Here is a 22,438-nt window from a genome sequence, read left to right on the forward strand (position 1 = left end):
TGAGCGGGTTTGACCTTGATCGAATCTCCAGGGGCCGCTTAGGATGACCTCCCACTCAGGGGGGAGCGTCTCCGAAGCCTCCCCGCGCGCCGGCGATCACCGTCGATCTCCGGGAGCCCACGAGCGGGATCACGACGAGATTCAAATCAAGAGGATCGAGAACGCATGATCGCCAACAAGGAGGGAGGCGGATCCCAGGGCGGCACGGCCCATTCCTTCGTCCGGTCGTCGATGCATCGCGAGGCGGCGCCCGCCAGCGGTCACGAAGCGGCTCTCGAACGAACGCGCAACTGGCTGCTGGAACGCCAGCAGGCCGACGGCCACTGGATCGCCGAGCTCGAAGGCGACACCCTCCTCGAATCCGAATACATCCTCTTGATGACCTATTTCGGTCGCGAGAGGGAAGCGGTCTGCCGGCGATGCGCCCGCTATCTCCTGGAGAATCAGCTCCCGGACGGCGGCTGGCCGAACTACCCCGGCGGCGCCGCCGAGATCAGCACCTCGGTCAAGGGATACTTCGCGCTCAAGATCACCGGCACCCCCGTCGACCACCCGGCGATGGTCAAGGCGCGCGAGGCGATCCTGGCGTTGGGCGGCGCGTCGGCGTGCAACAGCTTCACGCGGTTCTACCTCGCGCTGCTGGGGCAGATCTCTTACGACGACTGCCCGACGGTCCCGCCCGAGGTCGTCCTGATCCCGTCGCGGTTCAACTACAGTCTGAGCGCGATGTCGGCCTGGACCCGGTCGATCGTGGTCCCGCTGTCGATCGTCTCGCACTACAAGCCGGTCCGGAAGCTCGCGCCCGAGCTCGGGATCGGCGAGTTGTTCGTCGCCGGGACGAAGGCGTGGGTCCGCCCGCGCCACCCCCTGTTCTCCTGGGGCCGCTTCTTTATGTCGGTCGATCGCGGCCTGAAGTGGGCCGATCGGCTGCTCCCGACCTCGCTGCGTCGCCGGGGGGTCCAGGCGGCGCACCGGTGGATGCTGGAGCATTTCGAGGACTCCGACGGCCTGGGCGCGATCTACCCTCCCATGGTCTACACGATCCTGGCGCTCCGCTGCCTGGACTACGAGGATTCCTCGCCGACGGTGGCCTGGGCCTGGCGGCAGCTCGACGACCTGCGGATCGACGAGGGGGAGACGACCCGTTTCCAGCCCTGCGTCTCGCCCGTCTGGGACACGGCGATCACCACCATCGCGCTCGCGGACGCCGACGAGCCGGCCGACGCCCCGGCGATCGAGAAAGCGGCCCACTGGCTGATCGGCAAGGAACTGCGTCGCGGGGGCGACTGGCAGGTGCGCCGGCCCGGCGTCGAGCCGAGCGGCTGGCCGTTCGAGTACGCCAACGCCTTCTATCCCGACATCGACGACACGGCGATGGTGCTGATGGCCCTTTTGCGCTCGCCAGGCGCGGACGAGGCCCCGATCGCCGAGTCGATCGCCCGCGGGACCAACTGGCTGCTCGCGATGCAGAACCGCGACGGCGGATGGGCGGCGTTCGACGTCGACATCGACAACGAGGTCCTCACCAAGGTCCCGTTCGCCGACCACAACGCGATGCTCGACCCGAGCTGCCCGGACATCACCGCCCGCGTGATCGAGTCGCTGGGCGACCTCGGCTATCCGATCGACCACCCGGCCGTCGCCAGGGGGCTGGACTACCTCTGGCGGAACCAGGAGCCGGAGGGCTGCTGGTACGGCCGCTGGGGCGTGAACTACATCTACGGGACCTGGCAGGTCCTCCAGGGGCTCAAGTCGATCGGCCACGCGATGGACGCCCCGGCGCTGGTCAAGGGGGCGGACTGGTTGGAATCGGTCCAGCAGCCGTGCGGCGGCTGGGGAGAGACCTGCCGGACCTACGACGAGCCCGACCTGAAGGGGACGGGGACGCCGACCGCCTCGCAGACCGCCTGGGCCGTGCTCGGCCTGATCGCCGCCGGCCGCGTCGCCAGCCCGGCCGTCGCCCGGGGGGTCCAGTTCCTCGTCGATACGCAGCTGCAAGACGGTTCGTGGAACGAGCCCGAGTTCACCGGGACCGGCTTCCCCCGCGTCTTCTACCTGAAGTATCACCTCTACAGCGTCTCCTTCCCGCTCATGGCGATCGCTCGCTACGGCCAGGCGCTCGCCCAGGACCACGGACTCTCGACCGGCGCGCTGGCGAGCCGCATCCCGGCCGCCCCCGACCGCTCGCCTGACGAGCCTCGTCGCTCGTCGGATTCGCTCGATTCGATTCGATTCGGTTCAGTCGGCTCAGGTCAGCTCGGGCCACGTGGCAGGCAAGCCGTACAAGGGAGTGATCGCCGCATGCGTTTCCCATTGCAGATGACGAGTCGGATCGCCGGCTACATCGCCAAAAAGAAGATTTCCAGGGCCAAGAAGTTCCCGATGGTCCTGATGCTGGAGCCGCTTCACGCCTGCAACCTGACCTGCACCGGCTGCGGGCGGATCCGCGAGTACTCCCAGACGATCAAGCAGAAACTCTCGATCGACGAGTGCCTCGCGGCGGTCGACGAGTGCGGCGCGCCGGTCGTCTCGATCTGCGGCGGCGAGCCGATGATCTATCCCGGGATCGGCGAATTGACCGCCAAGATCCTGGAGCGCAAGAAGGTCGTCTACCTCTGCACCAACGGGATGTTCATCCGCAAGAAGATCCAGGACTTCAAGCCGAACCCCCGCTTCTTCTTCAACGTCCATTTCGACGGCATGCGTGAGAGCCACGACATCGCCGTCGAGCGCCAGGGCGTCTTCGACTCGGCGATCGACGGCGTGAAGGCGGCCAAGGAGGCCGGCTTCCTCGTCTGCACCAACACGACGGTCTTCCAGGAGACCGACATGAAGGAGCTGGACGACCTCTTCGGCTATCTCACGAGCCTCGACGTCGACGGCTTCCTGATCTCCCCCGGCTACGGCTACGCCGCGGTCGACTCGAAGGAGATGTTCATGACCCGCGCCGACATCCGGGCCAAGTTCCGGGCGGCCGAGGCCATGTTCCGCAAGTACCGCTTCTACTCCTCGCCGATCTACCTGGAATTCCTCCAGGGGAAGCGCGAGCTCTCCTGCACCGCCTGGGCCAACCCCACCCGCAATATCAAGGGATGGAAGGGCCCCTGCTACCTCATCACCGACATCCACCACCCCACGTTCGGCGACCTGCTCAACAAGACCGAGTGGGAAGACTACGGCCCGGGCAAGGACCCGCGCTGCGAGAACTGCATGATGCATTCGGGCTTCGAAACCTCGGCCGCCCTGGGCGTCAACAGCCGGCTGGGCGACACCCTCAAACTGGTCAAGTGGCAGTTCCTTTGATCGCCCCTGAACCCGGGACTCTGGCTCCCGCCCCACCCCCGGCCGACGTCGGCGTCGTCATGGCGATGCCGATGGAGGCGGGCCACCTGATCGACAAGCTGGCGAAGGTCCGCCGCTACACCGCCCGCTCCTTGACGGTGGTGGAAGGGGAGTTGGAGGGCCGCATCCTGGCCGTCGTCGCCTCGGGCGTCGGCCGCGACGCGGCCCGCCGGGGCGTCGAGCACCTGCTCGCCGGCCACCGCCCGCGCGTGATCGTCTCGGCCGGGTTCGCCGGGGCGCTCGACCCCGCCCTGAACCGCAACGACCTGGTCCTCGCCCGCTCGACGACCGACGGCACGGGGGCGGTCGTCGAGGTCGGCCCGGGACTCGTCGGGCCGGTCGCCGGGGTCCGCACGGTCGACCGCCTGCTGATGGTCGACCGCGTCATCTCCAGCGTCCGAGAGAAGGCCGAGCTGCGCGAGATGCATCGGGCCGACCTGATCGACATGGAGACCTTCGCCGCGGCCCTCGCCGCCCGCGAGCGCCACGTCCCTTTCCTGTCGCTCCGGGTCGTCAGCGACGACGCCCGGACCGAACTGCCGCGGGAGGTCGGCAGGCTCCTCAACACGTCGGGGAGCTACCGCGTCGGCGCGGCCCTCCGTGCGCTCTGGGGACGGCCGTCGGCCATCAAGGACTTCTGGGCGCTCCACGCCCACGCCCTGGAGAGCGCGGACCGTCTGGCGGACGGCCTGCAGGTCGTGCTCCGGAGCCTGCCGTAACGAGACGGCGACGACGGGTCAGGGCGTCTTCGCCGCCGGTTCCGTCGGTTCCGCCGCGGCTTCCGGTTCCGCAACGGCTGCCGAGCCGGGTGCCGAGCCGGTCGGCGAGAGCGAGCCGCGCACCGGCTTGGTCGCGGCCGACGTCCCCGCGCGGATGCGGCGGACCTGGTCGTCGGGGGCGAGCATGCTGTCGACGCCCATCGTCGCCAGGGGCGAGACCAGGCACATCAGCAGCAGCCCCAGCCCCAGCGCGTGCCACGGGTGGAACTGGAGGACCAGCGTGAAGACGCCGAACCAGACGATCCCCTGGAGCACCGTCGACAGCAGGTTCGCGGTGAACATCGTCTCGAACGACGGGTGATAATAGGTCATCACCAGCGCCAGGATCACCGACGCCAGCGTCACCTTGAGGCCGGCCCTGGGCGTCACCTCGTCGTACAGGGCGTCCTGCGCGATCTCGACCGCGGTGAAGCAGCCCACGAAGGCCACGAGCCAGTAGACCAGGAACGTGAAAACGAGCGTCCACATGAGCAGGCGTCCCAAGGGGCCGGGCGAGTGATCCGGTTCGTCGTCGATCGACCGGACGTATCGTACTCCGAAGCCCCGCCCCGCACCACCGGCCCCTGGAGGTTTCTCGCCGAAGTGCTATCATCGCGGATAAGGCAAGCGAACGACACGACCGACGCGACGCGAGAGACGCCCCGATGATCCGCCTCAGCGCCTTCGCCGACGAGATCTCCCAGGATCCGAAGGAACAGATCGAGGTCCTGACGCGACACGGCGTCAAGAACATCGAGTTCCGCGCCATCCACGGCGCCAACGTCCTCGACCTCTCCGAGGAGCAACACCAGGAGTTCCGGTCCCGGCTGCGCGACGCCGGCTTCGGCCTCAGCGCCATCGGCTCGCCGATCGGCAAGATCCGGATCACCGACCCGTTCGACGAACACCTCGGCCGCTTCGCTCGGGCGCTCGACCTGGCCGACTTCCACGAGTGCCCCAGGATCCGCGTCTTCAGCTTCTACATGCCCCCCGGCGACGACCCGGCGGACCACCGCTCGGCCGTGGTCGACCGCATGGCCGAGCTGGCCGCCCTCGCCCACGACCGCGGAGTCGTCCTGTTCCTGGAGAACGAGAAGGGGATCTACGGCGACCACGCCGACCGCGTCCAGGACCTGCTCGCGGCCGTCGACTCCCCGGCGCTCACGCACGCCTTCGACCCGGCGAACTACGTCGAGGTCGGCCAGTCGATCGACGACGCCTGGACGCTCCTCCGCCCTCGGGTCGCCCACTTCCACGTCAAGGACTACAGCGAGGCGCAGCACCGCAACGTCCCCGCCGGCGAAGGGGACGGCCAGATCCCCCGCCTGCTCGAGGACGCGGTGCGCACCGGCTACGACGGCTTCGTCGTGCTGGAGCCCCACCTGATCGTGGCCGAGCTTTCCTACGGATTCACCGGCCCCGAACGCTTCGCCGACGCGGCCAACGCCCTCAAACGGATCCTCGACGAGAAGTCGATCGCCTTCGCCTGAACCTGAACCGCCCCACTTTCCCAGGGAGTCGCTCATGAGTCGGCACGAATCGCTCAGCCGTCGTTCGTTCCTCCGAGGCGCCGCGGCCGGCGGGGCCCTTCTCGGCCTCGGATCGGGCTTCTCCCTGCGCGGGAGCCTGGCCCTCGGCGCCGAGGTCACTGGCAAGCCCAAGCCGGGCAAGATCGGCGACTTCAAGATCTCCCTGGCCGAGTGGTCGCTGCACAAGGCGCTCTTCGCCAAGAAGCTCGACAACCTCGACTTCCCCAAGGTCGCCCGCGAGGAATTCGGCATCGAAGGGGTCGAATACGTCAACCAGTTCTTCAAGGACAAGGCGCACGATTCCGCCTACCTGAAGGACCTCAAGAAGCGGGCCGACGACCACGGCGTCACCAACGTCCTGATCATGATCGACGGCGAGGGCGACCTGAGCGCTCCGGAGAAGGCCGCGCGGGGGCAGGCCGTCGAGAACCACAAGAAGTGGGTCGACGCCGCCGCCGCGCTGGGCTGCCACGCCATCCGCGTCAACACCGGAAGCCACTACAGCAAGTCGGACGTGGCGAACGCGGCCGAGGCCTGCTCGGCCCTGGCCGACTACGGCGTGAAGCACAAGATCCACGTCATCTGCGAGAACCACGGCGGGCCGTCCAGCGACCCCGACGCCCTCCTCGCCCTGATCAAGGCCGTGAACAACCCGAGCTTCGGCACCCTGCCCGACTTCGGCAACTTCCCCAAGGCCGACGGCAAGTACGCGATCGACGTCTACGACGCCATCGCCCGGATGATGCCCCACGCCCACGGGGTCTCGGCCAAGAGCTACGACTTCAACGACAAGGGCGAGGAATCCAACCTCGACTTCGCCCGCATCATGAAGATCGTCACCGACGCCGGATACCACGGCTTCGTCGGCATCGAATACGAGGGCGGCGGGCTCGGCGAGGCCGAGGGGATCAAGGCCACCAAGAAGCTCCTCGAATCGCTCCGAGGCTCCGAATACCGCGGCTGACCGCCCCCCGGCCGACACGCTCGACGACCCGCGGACCCGGCCTTGACCGGGTCCGCGGCCTTTCGTATCGTACGCAACCAAACCGGCGCATTGCGGCCGGTCGATCGCCGGGGCGAGTGGGGACAAGACGTCCTCCGGGCTCCACGCGGCCCTCCGCGGGATCATCCGAAACCAAGACGCACGACACGACGACGAACCAGGGACGGAACCCTTGTCGCCTGATCGCACCCAGATCCTGGTGCTGAACTACAACGGCCGGGCGCTCCTCCAGGAGTGTCTGCCTTCCGTCCTCGAGGCCGCGCGCCGATCGCCGACCCCCTGCGGCGTCGTCGTCGTCGACAACGACTCGGCCGACGATTCGCGGGACTGGCTGGCCCGCCGCCATCCCGACGTCCGCGTGATCCACCTCCCCAACCGGGGCCTCGCGTCGTTCAACGACGCCTTGAAGGAGATGGACGAGCCCGTCGTCCTGCTGCTGAACAACGACGTAAAGCTCGCCCATGACTCGGTGGCGCCGCTGCTGCGGGTCTTCGCCGAGCGCGACGACGCGTTCTTCTCCGCCCCCCAGTGCTGGACGTTCGACGGCCGGCTCTACGAGGGGATGCGGACGCGGGTGCGGACCCGGTTCGGACTGGTGCAGGGGATGAGCCGCGTGCCGGGCCACGAGGCCCACGTCGACCGCGCCGACCTCACCGCCGCCGCCGGCCCCGTGCTGGCCGTCGACCGCGTCCGGTTCCTGGAGCTGGGCGGCTACGACCCGATCTACCACCCCGGACGGATCGAGGACCTGGACCTGGGCTTCCGCGCCTGGATGGCCGGGCTCCGGGGCTACTACGTCCCGGAATCGATGGCCTATCACAAGGGCTTCGCGACCTTCGCGCCCGAACTGGGCGAGTCTCGCTGCGACGGCCTGGCGATCCGAAATACGCTGATCTTCGCCTGGAAGAACCTCCGGGGGGCCCGGCTGGCGAGGCATCTGGGCTGGCTGCCGATCCGGCTCGCCGGCTCGATGATCCGCGGCCGTCGGACCTTCGCCCGGTCGTTCCTCGAAGCCGCGTCGCGCTGGCGCGAGGTCGTGAAGGCGCGACGGGACCTCCACGCGGGGCGGGACGGCTGGGTCGAACGCCAGGAAGCCTTCTTCCATCGATTCGAATGGTGATCGGATGATGATCCGCCGGATCGTCGCGAAGGATTCGCGACCGCCGACGGGTCGAGCAGGGGCGAAGAACCGCAAGGAGGCGAATCCGATGGCTGCTCCGGCCCTCAATCTGGTGATCGACGCCCGCCCGAGCGGACCTCGCGGCCTGCTCGCCGCCGAGGTCTTCATGGGTCGGTCGGTGCTCTCCCACCTGGTCGAGCAGGCGCTCGACCTCGTCGGCCCGGGACGCGCGATCGCCGTCCTCGCCGGTCGAGGCCAGATCGCCGACCTCGCCCCCCTGCTCCGCGACGCCGAGGCCGACCGCGTCACACTCGTCGACGCCGCGCCGACCGTCGGCGCGGCCGTCCTCCGAACCGACCGCCTCTACGACGGCCGACGCCTCAAGCGGGCCGTGAGCCGGGGGCGCGACCCCGAGTCCGCCGCCTTCTGGAGGCTCGACCGCCCCGAAGCCCTCGCCGGGGCCGAACAGGAGCTGAACCGCCGGCTGAACTACCAGCCTCTCGGCCGCTACTGGGCCTTCCCGATCGCCGATCGACTCGCCGCGGCGCTCCGGCCCACGCGAGTCGGCCCGAACGCGCTGACCCTGGCCGCGGGGGGGCTCATGCTCGCCGGCGCCGCGCTCGTCGCGTGCGGCGGATCGGGGTGGACGGTCCGCGCGATCACGGCGCTGGCGTTCGCCGCGGCCCTCGTGCTCGACACCGCCGACGGCCGCCTCGCGCGGCTCCAGGGCTCCTGCTCGGCGTTCGGCCGATGGCTCGATCAGGTGCTCGACGAACTGGCCGACGTGGCGCTCCACGCCGCGATCGCCTGGGCGGCCTTCGCGGCCACGATGGAGCCGATCTGGCTGGTCCTCGGCATGCTGTTCGCCTCGGGCAAATACATGTTCCTGATTCAGTCGTTGACCGGCGAGGCGATGGAGAAATCGTCTCCTCGGGGCGCTGAAGCTCCCCGCCCCGCCCGATGCGGCCGGCTCGCGTGGATCGTCGGGCCCGTCCGAAGTCTCGTCGGCGGCATGGGGCACGCCGACCTGCGGTGGCACGTCTGGATCGTCCTGGCGGCCGTCGGGCGGCTGGACGCGGCGCTCGTCGCCTACGCGGCCTACTTCCCGCTGAGGGCCCTCGCGGGGATCGCGCGGAAGGGGGCGGCACATGCCTGAGCCCCGGATCACCGCCCTGATCGTCGCCCGCAACGAGGAGGCGAACCTCCCCGGCTGCCTGGCCTCGGTCAGCTTCGCCCATGAGCGCATCGTCGTGGTCGACCCGTCGAGCGAGGACGACACCCTGGGCGTCGCGCGTCGGCTCGCCGACGTCGTCCTGGTCCGTCGCTTCGACGATTTCGCCTCCCAGCGCAACGCCGGCCGCGTGGCGGGCTCGGGCGACTGGATCCTCTCGATCGACGCCGACGAACGGGCCACGCCCGAACTGGCGGACGAGATCCGCCGGACCATCGCCGATCCGACGAACGACCGCGACGGCTTCCGCATCCCGATCCGGAGCGAGATCCTGGGACGGCCCTTCGGCTATTCGGGGACCCAGCAAGACCTGCCGTTGCGTCTCTTCCGCCGCGAGCGGGGCGCGTGGATGGGGCGGGTGCACGAGACCGTCCGGCTCGACGGCGAGGTCGGTCGGATGTCGGCACCGCTCGATCATCGCACGCTCCCCGACGTCCAGGTCTTCCTCCGCAAGATCGACCAGTACACCTCGCTCGAAGCCCGCGACCTGCACCGCGCCGGCGCCCGGTTCCGCGCGAGGGACTTGACGCTCCGCCCGGCCTGGCTGTTCCTCAAGTTGTACCTGTACAAGCAGGGGTTCCGCGACGGGCTCGAAGGCCTGATGTTCTGCGCGTTGTCCGGCGTTTCGGCGGCCGTCCGCACATGGAAGTTGCGGGAACTGGACCACATGGAGGTCGCATGATCTCGGCACACGAGGCGGAAGTCACGTTCCGGTTCGACGCCCTGCACTGGCGGTTCAAGGACTCGGTCGACCCCGAGGACTACCGCCTCCGCGGGGTGCTCGACGCGATCGGCCCGGTCGAGGGCCTCCGCGTGCTCGACCTGGGCTGCGGCAAGGGCCGGTTCTCGCGGGCGCTCCAGCAGCGCGGCGCGATCGTCGCCGGGGTCGACGTCTCGACGGCCATGCTCGCCGAGGCCGAGGGGATCGACCGGGTGCGCGGCAGCGCCCGGAGTCTTCCGTTTCGATCGGCGAGCTTCGACGCGATCATCGCCGTCGAGGTCTTCGAGCATCTGGATCCGGCGTCCTGGAGCGGGACGATCGCGGAGGCCCGGCGGGTGCTGGCCCCGCGAGGGACGCTGGCGATCGTCGACAAGAGCCTCGCCTCGTTCAACGCCCAGCGGCCGTGGATGCCGAGCGCCCTGGTCAAGATGATCGACGAGCGCCGGGGGATGTGGATGTACCCCTCGGACGGCCCCGCCCGGGAGCGATGGTTCTGGCCCAGCCGGTTGCGCAAGGAGTTGCGGAAATCCTTCTCCGACGTCCGGGTGGTCCATCTGCTCTCGCCCTCTGAGCAGCGACGGATGTTGTTCCGAAAGCTGCCGGCCGCCCGGCTGATGGCTCTCTGGGTCGCCCGGGGCGACGGAGGGTCGGATGTCTGAAGTCCTCGGCCCCAACGCCGCCGCGCTCCCCTTCTTGCTCTGGAAGACCCCGCCGGGGCTCGAACTGATCCTGGCGCAAGAGGGGATCGCCTTCGAGACGGTCCACGACGCCCACCCGTTCGCCTTCCGGGGAGGCCGGTTCGTCCTGTTCGACGGCCGTCGCGAGTCGTCCTCGGCGATGCGTGCGCTGCTCACCTCAGCCCACGTCGCGATCGACGTGGACGCCCTCCGCGACGGCGAGGCCGTCGACCCGTTCCAGGCCCTCATCGACGATCGGCCGATGCGAGCCGCATGGGACGTCCAGGGGTGGACGCTGCGCGAGCAGGTCGCGAGACATCCGAAGGGCCTGATTCGCGAGCGCCTGATCGCGCGCCTCCGCGAGGCGGTCTCGGCCCGCGACGGCCTCTGGATGCGGCTCGCGCCTTACCCGCACCCGTATCGCTCGGCGTTCAACCTGCGCGTCGACCTCGACGAGCCGGTCGCCGAGGATTACTTCCGCTTCGCCCTGGGCCGGAACCTGCTGGACGACTGCACCACGCACTTCGTCAGCACGAACGCCTACCAGGACGAGCCCGAGGTCCTCGCCGACCTGGCGGGCCGCGACGCCCAATCGCACGGCCATTACCATTACATCTATCGCGACGCCGAGGCCAACCTCCGGAACCTGGAACGGGCCGATCGAATCCTCCGCGAGAAGGGGTTCGCCGTCGAGGGCTTCGCCGCCCCCCACGGCCGCTGGAACGCCTCGCTCGACGACGCGATGGAGTCGCTGGGCTACTCGTACTCGACCGACTTCCAGCTCGGCTACGACGACTTCCCCTTCTTCCCCTGGAAGGACGGGCGGTTCTCGAAGGTGCTGCAGGTCCCCGTGCATCCGATCTGCGAGGGCCTTTTCCTCGACGCCGGCGCGTCGGGCGGGAAGGTCGTCGCCGAGCATCTCGCCAGGGTGGTGGAGGAGAAGGTCGCGGCCGGCGAGCCCGCGTTCGTCTACGGCCATCCCGAGCGTCGGCTGGGCCGCATGCCCGAGGTCCCGATGGCCCTCGCCGCCGTCCTCCGGCGGCAACCGCTCGTCTGGCGGACGACCCTGACCGAGATGGCCCGCTGGTGGCGCTGGCGAAACTCGCGGCGGTGGCTGGCGATCCCCAGGGGGCCGGGTCGTTACGAGGTCCAGTTCGAGGACTGGGACTCCCGCTATCCGCTGGCGCTCGAGATCCAGCGGGGCGACTTCCGCTGCCTGCTGCCGCTGAACGGGCCGAAGACGGTCCTCGACCTGCGTACGCTCGCGTACGAGCGACGGTCGGAGCCCGCCCGGCGCGTCGTGCGACCGCCGTCGCCCGATCTCCGGCCCGCCTCCCTCAAGCAGATCATCCGCCGGGCGATCGACTGGGAGACCGTGACGCCGATCGACGAACTCCCGGACGCGACGATCGCCGGCCGCGTGAAGAAGGGGCTCCGACGCTGGAAACATCAAAGGACGGGGACGAGTTGATGGACGATCGCCCCCTCGAAGCCTTCGACACCGAGCCGACCGCCGCCCAATGGCTGGCGTCGCGGTCGCAGGGGCCGTTCCCGGCGGGCTCGGCGTACCTGCACGCGCCGTCGTTCGCGTTCCAGGCGCCCGGCGGCGGCGAGAATCAACTGGTCCAGACGGGTCGGCATCTCGAGGCGCTCGACGTCCCCGTCCGGCTCTTCTCCCCCTGGACCGACCGCCTCGACCACGCGCGGCTGCTCCACCTGTTCGGGATGTCGCGCGAGGGCCTGGAGCTGGCGAGGGCCGCGAAGGCCCGAGGCGTCCCGGTCGTCCTCTCGCCCATCTGCTGGTACGAACCGAGCGCCCTGTGGGCCCTGGAACCGACCCTGGCCCGCAAGCTCGGCGCGCTCGGGGCCTGGACGCTCCGCCGGGGCGTACCGAGCCTGCCGGGGTGGCGTCGCGACCTGCTGAGGCTGGCGGACCGGGTCTTGCCGAACTCGGGCGAGGAGGCCGACCAACTGGCGCGACTTTTCGGCGTCGCTCGGGCTCGGATGAGCGTCGTGCCCAACGGCGTGTTGCCCGACTTCGGTTGGGGATCGCCCCAACTCTTCCGCGAGCAAATCGGCGACTTCGAGTTCGTCCTGTTCGTGGGACGGATCGAGCCCCGCAAGAACCCGCTGGGGGTGATCCGGGCGGCGAGACGGCTGGGGTTCCCGCTGGTCGTCGTCGGCGAGGCGCCCCCGCAGCACGAGAACTACGAGCAGCAGTGCCGCCGCGAAGGGGGCGATCGCGTCGTCTGGCTGGAGGGCCTGGACCATCACGACCCGCTGCTGGTCTCCACCTACGCCGCCGCGCGGGTCTTCGCGCTGTGCAGCTGGTTCGAGACCCCTGGGCTGGCGGCGCTGGAGGCGGCGTTGGCCGGGGCCGCCGTCGTGATCACCCCCCACGGCTCGACCCGGTCCTACTTCGGCGACCGTGCGACCTACGCGCGACCCGGGCGGGCCGACGAGATCGGCGCGGCCCTCGCGCGGGCCTGGCGGGAAGGTCCGCGACCTGGACTTGCGGCCTACGTCGCTTCGAACTACCTTTGGGAGCGTGTCGCCAAGCTAACGGCGGAGGTTTATGAGCAGGTCGCCGTCTGACCTCAAGCCTGTTCGGACCGGGCGCTATCGCTACAGCAAGTTGCGATGGCGGATCCTGGTGCGCGCGTTCGACGCGGCCGGCGGCCTCGTCGCGCCCCTCTGGCGGCGGCTTCGGCCCACCCGGGTGGTCGAGACGCCGCGCCGGATTCTCGTCGTCCAGCTCGACCACCTGGGCGACGCCGTCCTGACCGCGCCGCTCATCGCCCAGCTTCGGAACGCCTACCCCGAGGCCGAGATCGACGTGCTGGCCTCGCCGAGCAACCACGAGGTGTTCAAGGCCGACGCCAACGTCGCGCGGGTGCGGATCGCCGAGCGGACCTGGTTCGAGCGCAGCCCGACCCGCCGGGGCCTGCTCGGCGAGGTCTGGCGTCTGGGGGCGTCGCTCCGGGAGGCCCGATACGACCTGGGGATCGACGTCCGAGGCGACGTGCTCTCGATCCTCGTTCTGGCGATCGGCGGCGTGGCGCGTCGCGTCGGCTTCGCCATGGGTGGGGGCTCGTTCCTGCTGACCGACGTCGCCGAGTGGACGCCCGGCCGGCACGAGGTCCGCTCGCGGCTGGCGCTGCTCGCCCCGCTGGGGATCGAGCCCGACTTCGGCGGCCGCGCTCTTGTGCACGTCCGCGACGAGGACCGGGCCGAGGTCGCCGCGCGGCTGCTCGACGCCTGGCCCAGTCGCTCGGGCCGCCGCCGCGAACGCCCGAGCCGATCGGCCAAGGCCACGGATCGCGAGCCCGACGGCCGGCTCCAGGCCGAGCAGTTCCGCGACCAGCCGCCGATGCTCGCCGTCCATCTGGGCGCCGGGACGGCCGCCAAGCGATGGCCCAAACGGCACTGGAAGGCCCTGACCGAGCGCTTCCTGGAAGACGGCTGGCGGGTCGTCATCGTGGGGGGACCGGAAGATCCCCCGCTGTCGCGGCTCCTCGCGCCCCACGACCGCCTCCTCGACTGGTCGGGCCGGCTGAGCGTCCCCCAGACCACGGCGCTGCTGGAGCGCACCGACCTCTTCATCGGGGCCGACTCCGGCCCGGCGCACCTGGCGGCCTCGGCCGGGGCGCTCTCGGTGATCCTCTTCAGCGGCACCAACAACCCGATGCAGTGGCGGCCCTGGTCGACGCGATCGCTGGTCCTCCGCAAGCGCGTCCCCTGCCGCCCCTGCCACCAGAAGACCTGCCCTCTCCCCGACCATCCCTGCATGACCGGTCTCGACCCCGACCGCGTCTATCAGGCCGCCCGGCGCTGGCTCGCCCGCGCGGACCGCCGCGAGCCGGGCCGCCGCTCCGCCCCGCCGCGAGAACTCGAGATCGCTTATGAACACGACTACAATCCCGCATCCTGACCGGAAAGACGCCGCCCGACTCGACGTCCGGGGCTGGCTCGTCCTGGCCTGGGTCGCCGTCTGGTCGATCGCCTACGTCCAGTCGGCGATCGGCACGCGCTTCCCCTGGCTCCGATCCTGGGTCCTCGGCCTCTTCTGAGCCGCCGGGATCGGAATGCGTCCGCGTCTCACCGCCTGGTTCCAGGCGCGGCGTCCGGCTCGCGCCACGAGGCGAATGGGACCGATCCCGCGAGAAGCGGATCATCGGGCCTGAGGGCCGGCCGCGGTCTTCTTCCACTCCGTGATGAGCCTGACCAGCTTCGTCGAGACGTCGGCGAAGGCGCCGCCGGGGGCGATCGCGGCGGCCGCCTCCGACTGCCGCCCGGCGAGGGCGGAGGCCAGCACATCAGCCGCGGCGGCGTGAAATCCTGCGTGAAGGACCTTCACTTCCCGCCACTCCTTCCTCATCCGATCGGGCAGCGGCAGCGAGTTCAGCCACTTCCCGAATTCGCACTGGTCGTCGGGACGCACCTTCTCGACCGTCCACTCGCTCTGGCCGGTGTTGATGGCCTCGCGGAGCCGGAACTTCCACTTGGCGTGGGCGGCGATCGCATGGTCAAGGCTCGCTGGATCGATCATGGCGGGCGGCTCCTCGATTGGGGACCGGCCCGCCGACTTCGGCCGGCGGGCCGACGCGGTTCGGAAACCGCAGCGACCGTCTCCACCGCTCGCCACGTTCGAATCGACCCGGCGTCGCACTCAAGGTACCACATCCCGTCGATCCGGCCGTGATCTTCATCCCTGGATTCGTCGGGCTGTTCGGAGTGTGGCTTTGTGGCGCGTGAAGCTCCCTGATGAAGCGGAACGCGCCCGGGTGGCACGTCGCTTTCCTCTGGAGCGCGCTCGCCGCGCGTCACTCGTCCCGGTGTGCGAAGGGAAACGCAGGAACGGATCGGCAGGGGATTCTATCGAGATTCAGGCGCTGATAACGTATCCCTCGTATCGAAGCCCGCTATTCGGAGGACGGAAATCCCATGCCCCCTCGAACCCCGTCTCATGCCGCATGCCATCTGTCCGTCCTGATCCTCGCCTGCCTCTTGCCGGGCCTTCCCGGTGGCGACGGCACGGCCCGGGCGCAAACCCAGGCTACCGCTCCGCCGACGGAAGCCGTCGACCGTCCTGAAGATCGGAAGGAGATCCGGTCGACCATGCAGTCGTTCGTCAAGGCCTTCGAATCGAGAGATGCCAAGGCCTTTGCCGCGCACTGGACCACCGAAGGCGAATATGAGAGCGAGGCCGTGGGGACGCTCCGCGGTCGCGAGGCGTTGGAGAAAGGCTTCTCGGAACTCTTCAAGAAGACTCCCGAGGTGAAGGCGGAGATCCGGCCCGGAACTCTCCGGTTCCTCGCGAGCGGCATGGCGATCGGCGAGGGTGTGGCGACCGTTCGACGAGGGCCCGTGGAGCCGACGACCGTGACCCGCTACAAGGTCCTCCTCGTTCGCGAGGACGGCCGCTGGCTGATCGCGCAGATGAGCGAATCGGCCGACGTCGCGGATTCGATCGCCGACCTGGCCTGGCTGGTCGGCGAGTGGAAGTCGACGAGCGGCCAGGGAGCCGAGATCCGGACCACCTACGCCTGGTCCCCAAACAAGAAGTTCCTCCACGCCCAGTTCAGCATCCAGGAGAAGGCGATGCCCCTCTCCGGATTCCAGGTCATCGGAGTCGACCCCGAAAGCGGATCGCTCCACAACTGGACGTTCGAAGCCGACGGCGGCGTCGGCGAGGCCGACTGGATCCGCGACGGCGACAACTGGCTCATTCAGGGGTCCGGAACCCTGGTCGACGGCGGTTCGCTCACCGAGACCAACATTCTTCGTCGGGTGGACGACGACACCTTCACCTGGCAGTCGATCGACCGGATGCTCGACGAAGTGGAACTTCCCGACCTGGCGCCCGTCAAGATCACGCGGACCAAACCCGCCAAGTGAGCGACCAGACGCACGCTCCCCCCGCGACCTGTTCGATCAAGATGCCCGGAGCCAGACCATGCGCCTCAAACCTGCGACTCTCACCGCCCTGACGCTCACCCTGGTCCTGTCGCTTGATTCTCGTACCTTCGCCCAGCGTGGCGGCCGAGGCGGCGGCGGCCGGGGCGGCGGCGGCCGGGGCGGCGGCATGCAGCGCGGCGGCGGCGGCATGCAAGGCGGCTTCGGCGGCGGCGGTGGCGGGATGCAGCGCGGCGGCGGCGGCATGCAAGGCGGCTTCGGCGGCAGTGGCGGCGGGATGCAGGGCGGCTTCGGCGGCGGGATGCAGCACGGCGGCCGTGGCATGCAGGGCGGCTTCGGCGGCGCTGGCGGCGGGATGCAAGGAGGTGCGCCGGCCATGGGTCCCCACGGGCGGGGAGGCGCAAGTGGGCATGGCCAGAACGCGGGACGGCCGGGCGTCGGTGCCAGCGGCGTGGGCGGACCCGCCAGTGGAGCCGGCGCCTTGCCCGGCGCGGGGGCGGGACGACCGGGCGTCGGTGCCAGCGGCGCTGGCGGCCCCGCCAGCGGGGTCGGCGCCTTGCCCGGCGCGGGGGCGGGACGACCGGGCGTCGGTGCCAGCGGCGCTGGCGGCCCCGCCAGCGGGGTCGGCGCCTTGCCCGGCGCGGGGGCGGGACGGCCGGGCGTCGGTGCCAGCGGCGTGGGCGGCCCCGCCAGCGGGATCGGCGCCTTGCCCGGCGCGGGGGCGGGACGGCCTGGTCTCGGCGGGCCGGCGAGCGGGGCCGGCCTGCTGCCCGGCGCGGGATTCGGGGCGGCCGGCGTCCCGGCCGCTCGGGGCTATGGTAGTGGCTATGGTACGTACTACGCCTCCAACGCCGCCCTCGCGGCCCAGCGAAACACCGTCCTCGCCGCGAGCTATGCGTATCCGGTCTACACCCCCAATATGTACGCCGCGTATCCCCAGGCCTGGCAGCCGACGAACCTCGGCAACTCTTCGCTGTACGCGAATCCCGGCTATAACGCCGTCGCCGGTCAGATGGACCTGGCCGCCCAGCCCGCCTCGTACGATTACGGCGGCAACGTGGTCGCCCAACCCCAGGCCGTGTACGTCAACGGTGAATCGGCCGGGACGCCTCAGGAATACGCTGATCAGGCCAGCCAGATCGCCTCGGCCGGCGGAGCCGAACCCGACGCGAACGCTTCGTGGCAGCCGATCGGCGTCTTCGCCATGGTCGAGGGCGATCAAACTCAACCCAACGACTTCTTCCAGTTGGCGATCAACAACCAGGGCGTGATCCGCGGCAATTACCACAACCTCAAGACGAACGAGGCCACGCCGCTGGCGGGATCGGTCGACCGCGAGTCGCAGCGAGTCGCCTGGACGATCGGCGGCGACAAGACCCCCGTCTACGAGGTCGGCCTCGCCAACCTGACCAAAGAGCAGACGACGATGCTTGTCCACGCTCCGGACGGCCAGCAGCGGCAGTTCACCCTCGTCCGGATCCCGGATCCCGGCCCGGAGGGCGGAAACGTCGCGCCCCCCGCATCGCAGCCCTGACCGACCCGATCGATCCCAGGCCTTGATCGTGACGGGCTCGTTCCAGCCCGTCACGATCACGGACCGTTCCCCTCGTCACCGTCCGGTCCTTCCTGCATAATGGTGGACTGCGGAGATGCGGCGACGGCCCGGGGAATTTGGCGATCGGAGTACTCGAAACGTGCCCCCTGTGATCCTGGATGGGAAAGCCCTGGCAGAGCGGATTCGCGGCGAGTTGGCCGGCGAAGTGGCGGAGTTCCGGGACCGGACGGGGATCATCCCCGGACTTTCGGTCGTGCTCGTCGGCGAAGATCCGGCGAGTCGGGTCTACGTCCGCAACAAGGAGAACGCCGTCAAGGCCGCCGGCATGAACGGCGACGTCGTCCGGCTCCCGGCCGAGACGACCCAGGAGGAACTGCTCGCCACGGTCGACCGCCTCAACGCCGACCCCGCCGTCCACGGCATCCTGGTGCAGCTCCCGTTGCCCAGGCATCTGGATTCCCGATCGGTGATCGAGCGGGTCGACCCGCTGAAGGACGTCGACGGCTTCCACACGATGAACGTCGGCCTGCTGGCCCAGGGGCATCCCCGGTTCGTCCCGTGCACGCCGCTGGGGATCGTCGAACTGCTGAAGGATTCCGACGTCGACACCCGAGGGGCCCACGTCGTCGTGCTCGGTCGCTCGCAAGTCGTCGGCAAGCCGGTCGCGCTCCTGCTCTTGCAGAAAGGGGTCGGGGCCGACGCCACCGTGACCGTCTGCCACACCGGCACCAAGGACCCGGCCCGGTTCGCCCGCGAGGCCGACATCCTCATCGTCGCGATGGGTCAGCCGGAGCTGGTGAAGGCCGACTGGATCAAGCCGCACGCGGTCGTGATCGACGTCGGGATCCACCGGAAGGCCGACGGCAAACTCTGCGGCGACGTCGATTTCGCCGAGGCCGCCCAGGTCGCCGCCAAGATCACCCCGGTTCCGGGGGGCGTCGGGCCGATGACCGTCGCCATGCTGCTTCGGAACACGCTCCACGCCGCCGAACTCGCCGCCGAACGTCGAGGTTGAAACGATGATCCGATTCGGAATCTGCAACGAGCTGTTCGAAGGTTGGGAACTTCAGGACGTCTGCAAGCTCGTCCGCGAGATCGGCTACGACGGCCTGGAACTCGCCCCGTTCACCCTCGCCCCGCTCATCACCGACCTCTCGTCGGAGCGTCGACGCGAGATCCGTCGCACGATCGAGGACGCCGGCCTGGCGACGATCGGCCTGCACTGGCTGCTCGCGAAGACCGACGGATTCTACCTGACCTCGCCCGACCCCGAAGTCCGACGCCGGACGGGAGAGTACTTCGTGGCCCTGGCCGAAGCCGCCCGCGACCTCGGCGGCTCGCTCCTGGTCCTCGGCTCTCCCAAGCAGCGCGACCTGCTGCCGGGCGTCTCGTTCGACGAGGCCCAGGGCTACGCCGTGGAAGTCTTCCGACGGATCATGCCGGCGGTGGGCGACCTCGGGATCGACCTCTGCCTGGAACCCCTGGCCCCCACCGAGACCAACTTTCTGAACACCTGCGCCCAGGCCGAAGCCCTGATCGCCCAGGTCGACCACCCGCATTTCAAGCTGCACATGGACGTGAAGGCCCAGAGCGGCGAGACCGACGCCACCGTCCCCGACCTGATCCGCCGCCACGCTCGAAACGCCGGCCACTTCCACGCCCAGGACGTCAACCTGCAAGGCCCCGGAATGGGCGACGTCGACTTCGGCCCGATCTTCAAGGCCCTCGTCGAATCCGGTTACGACCGCTGGGTTTCCGTCGAAGTGTTCGACTTCTCCCCCGGAGCCGAGGAGACCGCCCGGCGGAGCCTCGAATGCCTGAAGGCGAACCTCCGGGCCGCCCAGTCCAGTCCCGCCTGAGACCATCCCGATCCACGCCTCTGGCGCCGACGCCTTGATCCGCCTCACGCGGACTTGTAAATTCGTACACTATCAATTGCGGCCGAGGGCCGAACATTGGTATTGTGGCGATCTCAGGAGTTGCTTTGATCTGTGGGGCATGAAGCCGCGTTCGTGAAGCACAGGATGGGAGTCGGGTCCAGCGATGGCGAAACGGAACCGCCGGGGGAATAACGATCGCGAGCTTCGCGCGAGGCGAAGCTCGCTGACGGAGGATGTCCCGCTGGCGGAGGCCGCGCGGGAGCGTTATCTCAACTACGCCCTGAGCGTCATCACCTCGCGCGCCTTGCCGGACGTCCGAGACGGTCTCAAGCCCGTGCAGCGGCGGATCTTGTACGCCATGTGGTCGGACCTGCGGATCACCGCCGACGGCCGGTTCATGAAGTGCGCGGCGGTCGTCGGCGAGGTGATGAAGAATTACCATCCCCACGGCGACTCATCGATTTACGACGCCCTGGTCCGCATGGCCCAGCCGTTCTCATTGCGGCAGCCCTTGATCGAGGGCTACGGCAACTTCGGTTCGATCGACGGCGACCCGCCGGCCGCATTCCGGTACACGGAATGCCGCCTGACCCCGATCGCCCAGACCTTGCTGAGCGAGCTTCGCGAGCAGACCGTCGACTTCCGCGACAACTACATGGCGACGACCCAGGAGCCGGTCGTCCTCCCCGCCCAGTTCCCGAACCTGCTGGTCAACGGCGCTGCGGGCATCGCGGTCGGCATGGCGACGAACATCCCGCCGCACAACCTCAAAGAGGTCTGCAACGCGCTGGTGGTCTTGCTGGAGAACCGCGAGGCCCCGCTGGACAAGTTGACCCGGCACGTCCTGGGTCCGGACTTCCCGACCGGCGGCGTCATCCTCAACCCTCCCGAGGACATCCGGAAGATCTACGCCACCGGACAGGGGAGCCTCAAGCTCCGGGGGACCTTCGCCCGTCCCGAGGATCGGCCCAACACGATCGTCATCGACTCGATCCCCTACGGCATCGAAAAGGACCCGCTCGTCGCCCGGATCGGCGAGCTGATCGGCAAGGGGGCGGTCCCCCAGCTCACCAACGTCAAGGACCTGAGCACCGACGACATCCGCATCGTCCTGGAGCTGAAGCCGGGCTCGAACGCCGACGCGGCGATGGCCTATCTCTTCAAAAATACGCCGCTCCAGGTGAATTACGGCGTCAACCTGACGTGCCTGCTCCCCGCCGAGGGGGCCGCGGTGGCCGTCCCCAGCCGCCTCGACCTGAAGACGATCCTCCAGCACTTCCTCGACTTCCGGTTGGACGTCGTGACGCGGCGGCTCAACTACGAGCTGCGTCTGCTGCTGGCGAGGATCCACATCCTCGAAGGCTTCGCGATCGTCTTCAACAATCTTGACGAAGCGATCCGGATCATCCGCGCCAGCGACGGCAAGGCCGACGCCGCCCCCAAGCTGATCGCCCGCTTCGGCCTGAGCGACCTCCAGGCCGACGCGATCCTGGAGACCAAGCTCTACCGCCTGGGCAAGCTGGAGATCCAGGACATCCTCGCCGAGCTGGCCGCCAAGCGGACGCGCGCCGCCGAGATCCAGGGGCTCCTCGACGACGAGCCGGCCCGTTGGGCGATCATCAAGGCCGAGCTGAAGCACATCGTCAAGACCTACGGCGACGAGCGACGGACGAGGATCGAGGCCCCGGCCGCGCCGATGGAGTTCCGCGAGGAAGACTACATCGTCGACGAGGACGCCTGGGTCATCATCACTCGCGAAGGCTGGACGAAGCGGCAGAAGTCGTTCACCGACGTGGCCAGCATCCGCGTCCGCGACGGGGACCAGGTCGGCTGGGTGTACCGGGCCCGGGCGCGGCAGACGATCACGCTGTTCACCGATCGGGGGGTCGGCTACACCCTCCGCGTCAACGACATCCCCATGACGACCGGCCACGGCGACCCGATCCAGAAGCAGTTCGCCTTCGAGGACCAGGAGCGGCTCGTCGGCGTCGTCTGCCACGACCCGCGGTGCATCCCCGATTTCGCCAGGTTCTCCCAGAGCCCGGCGCGGATGGTCCAGCGGACGCTCGATGCCGAGGCCGACGGTGCGGCGGTCAACGGCGACGGCCACGCCGACGGGTCGCTCAACGGCCACGCCGGCGGGCCCTCGATGCCGCCGCCGCCGTACGTCGTCGCCCTCACGGCCGGGGGCAAGATCCTCCGCTTCCCGCTGGCGACGCTCGCCCCGGTCTCCACGAAGAAGGGCCGGCTCGTCGCCCGACTCGACCCGACCCTCAAGGGAGACTCCGTCGTCGGCGTCGAGGCGACCGACGGCTCGGAGAACGTCTGCCTGGCGACCAAGCAGGCCAGAGTCCTGATCTTCCCGGTCACCGAGGCCAACGTCGTCTCCGCGGCGGCGAGGGGCGTGGCGGCGATCAAGCTCGACGCCAAGGACCAGGTCATCGGCTTCGTGCTGGCGAACAAGAAGCGCGAAGGGCTCGCCGTACGCACCAACCGCGGCGCCGAGCAGATCGTCCGGGCGACCAAGTACCCGGTCACCGGCCGCGGCGGCCGAGGCTACGCCATCCTCCAGCGCGGGTCGCTCGAATGCCTCGTTCCGGGCGAGGCCGAGCCCGTCCCGCACCCCGATCAGGTGGCCGAGGCCGGCGACCTCCGACCCAAATCCGACGACCCCCGGGATTGACGAACCCCCGCGCCCGCGAAGAA

At 69.5% G+C, this 22,438-nt stretch carries 19 protein-coding genes; 17 read left to right on the top strand and 2 right to left on the bottom strand.

The features are described 5' to 3' along the window. The first annotated feature begins 165 nt into the window (after window positions 1-165). Entirely contained in the window at window positions 166-3,303 is a 3,138-nt protein-coding gene (gene shc / locus VT85_RS28680) for a squalene--hopene cyclase (RefSeq protein ID WP_197490901.1), read from the top strand. Between the two features lie 59 nt (window positions 3,304-3,362). Next, window positions 3,363-4,061: a hypothetical protein gene (locus tag VT85_RS20305; protein ID WP_082858766.1), complete on the top strand. Its 699-nt coding sequence runs from the start codon at window positions 3,363-3,365 to the stop codon at window positions 4,059-4,061. An 18-nt stretch (window positions 4,062-4,079) separates the two neighbouring features. On the opposite strand, the gene VT85_RS20310 is transcribed toward VT85_RS20305, so the two are convergent. Then, on the bottom strand, window positions 4,080-4,589 hold the full coding sequence (locus VT85_RS20310) for a hypothetical protein (RefSeq protein ID WP_156512975.1): 510 nt from the start codon (window positions 4,587-4,589) through the stop codon (window positions 4,080-4,082). A gap of 176 nt (window positions 4,590-4,765) precedes the next feature. On the opposite strand from VT85_RS20310, the gene VT85_RS20315 reads away from it, so the two are divergent. The 10 genes from VT85_RS20315 to VT85_RS27835 all read left to right on the top strand — a co-directional run bounded on the left by VT85_RS20315 (window position 4,766) and on the right by VT85_RS27835 (window position 14,451). Further along, window positions 4,766-5,590 (top strand): sugar phosphate isomerase/epimerase family protein, encoded by an 825-nt coding sequence (locus tag VT85_RS20315; protein ID WP_068419495.1) that lies wholly within the window; start codon window positions 4,766-4,768, stop codon window positions 5,588-5,590. 34 nt (window positions 5,591-5,624) lie between these two features. Further along, window positions 5,625-6,593 (top strand): sugar phosphate isomerase/epimerase family protein, encoded by a 969-nt coding sequence (locus tag VT85_RS20320; RefSeq protein WP_068419497.1) that lies wholly within the window; start codon window positions 5,625-5,627, stop codon window positions 6,591-6,593. A gap of 211 nt (window positions 6,594-6,804) precedes the next feature. Then, the gene (locus VT85_RS20325; protein ID WP_068419499.1) at window positions 6,805-7,752 is read left to right on the top strand and encodes a glycosyltransferase family 2 protein; all 948 of its coding nucleotides are present in this window, start codon (window positions 6,805-6,807) and stop codon (window positions 7,750-7,752) included. A gap of 88 nt (window positions 7,753-7,840) precedes the next feature. After that, entirely contained in the window at window positions 7,841-8,908 is a 1,068-nt protein-coding gene (locus VT85_RS20330; protein WP_068422395.1) for a CDP-alcohol phosphatidyltransferase family protein, read from the top strand. Next, window positions 8,901-9,665, top strand: a complete 765-nt coding sequence (locus tag VT85_RS20335; protein WP_068419501.1) for a glycosyltransferase family 2 protein — start codon at window positions 8,901-8,903, stop codon at window positions 9,663-9,665. The genes VT85_RS20330 and VT85_RS20335 overlap by 8 nt, the downstream gene beginning before the upstream one ends. Beyond that, the gene (locus VT85_RS20340) at window positions 9,662-10,363 is read left to right on the top strand and encodes a class I SAM-dependent methyltransferase (RefSeq protein WP_068419503.1); all 702 of its coding nucleotides are present in this window, start codon (window positions 9,662-9,664) and stop codon (window positions 10,361-10,363) included. Before VT85_RS20335 ends, VT85_RS20340 begins: the two co-directional genes overlap by 4 nt. Further along, complete coding sequence (locus tag VT85_RS20345; RefSeq protein ID WP_068419505.1) at window positions 10,356-11,852, top strand: hypothetical protein; 1,497 nt, start codon at window positions 10,356-10,358, stop codon at window positions 11,850-11,852. Before VT85_RS20340 ends, VT85_RS20345 begins: the two co-directional genes overlap by 8 nt. Continuing rightward, window positions 11,852-12,976 (top strand): glycosyltransferase, encoded by a 1,125-nt coding sequence (locus tag VT85_RS20350; protein WP_068419507.1) that lies wholly within the window; start codon window positions 11,852-11,854, stop codon window positions 12,974-12,976. The genes VT85_RS20345 and VT85_RS20350 overlap by 1 nt, the downstream gene beginning before the upstream one ends. After that, a complete protein-coding gene (locus VT85_RS20355) occupies window positions 12,957-14,312 on the top strand; it encodes a glycosyltransferase family 9 protein (RefSeq protein ID WP_082858767.1) in 1,356 nt (451 codons plus the stop codon). Before VT85_RS20350 ends, VT85_RS20355 begins: the two co-directional genes overlap by 20 nt. Beyond that, window positions 14,284-14,451: a hypothetical protein gene (locus VT85_RS27835; RefSeq protein ID WP_156512976.1), complete on the top strand. Its 168-nt coding sequence runs from the start codon at window positions 14,284-14,286 to the stop codon at window positions 14,449-14,451. The genes VT85_RS20355 and VT85_RS27835 overlap by 29 nt, the downstream gene beginning before the upstream one ends. Window positions 14,452-14,552: 101 nt before the next feature. On the opposite strand, the gene VT85_RS20360 is transcribed toward VT85_RS27835, so the two are convergent. Continuing rightward, a complete protein-coding gene (locus tag VT85_RS20360; protein ID WP_068419508.1) occupies window positions 14,553-14,930 on the bottom strand; it encodes a CZB domain-containing protein in 378 nt (125 codons plus the stop codon). Window positions 14,931-15,325: 395 nt separating this feature from the next. Here VT85_RS20360 and VT85_RS20365 point away from each other — a divergent pair, with 395 nt between their 5' ends. From VT85_RS20365 to VT85_RS20390, 5 genes are all read left to right on the top strand, one after another. Beyond that, window positions 15,326-16,279 (top strand): YybH family protein, encoded by a 954-nt coding sequence (locus tag VT85_RS20365; RefSeq protein WP_082858768.1) that lies wholly within the window; start codon window positions 15,326-15,328, stop codon window positions 16,277-16,279. Between the two features lie 58 nt (window positions 16,280-16,337). Continuing rightward, window positions 16,338-17,831, top strand: a complete 1,494-nt coding sequence (locus tag VT85_RS29755; RefSeq protein ID WP_156512977.1) for a hypothetical protein — start codon at window positions 16,338-16,340, stop codon at window positions 17,829-17,831. Between the two features lie 160 nt (window positions 17,832-17,991). Beyond that, a complete protein-coding gene (gene folD / locus VT85_RS20380) occupies window positions 17,992-18,867 on the top strand; it encodes a bifunctional methylenetetrahydrofolate dehydrogenase/methenyltetrahydrofolate cyclohydrolase FolD (protein WP_068419516.1) in 876 nt (291 codons plus the stop codon). 4 nt (window positions 18,868-18,871) lie between these two features. Further along, entirely contained in the window at window positions 18,872-19,711 is an 840-nt protein-coding gene (locus VT85_RS20385) for a sugar phosphate isomerase/epimerase family protein (RefSeq protein ID WP_068419518.1), read from the top strand. A 184-nt stretch (window positions 19,712-19,895) separates the two neighbouring features. Continuing rightward, entirely contained in the window at window positions 19,896-22,415 is a 2,520-nt protein-coding gene (locus VT85_RS20390) for a DNA topoisomerase (ATP-hydrolyzing) subunit A (RefSeq protein ID WP_068419520.1), read from the top strand. The last annotated feature ends 23 nt before the right edge of the window (window positions 22,416-22,438 follow it).

It is taken from the genome of Planctomyces sp. SH-PL62 (assembly GCF_001610895.1).
In the GTDB taxonomy this organism is placed as follows: domain Bacteria; phylum Planctomycetota; class Planctomycetia; order Isosphaerales; family Isosphaeraceae; genus Paludisphaera.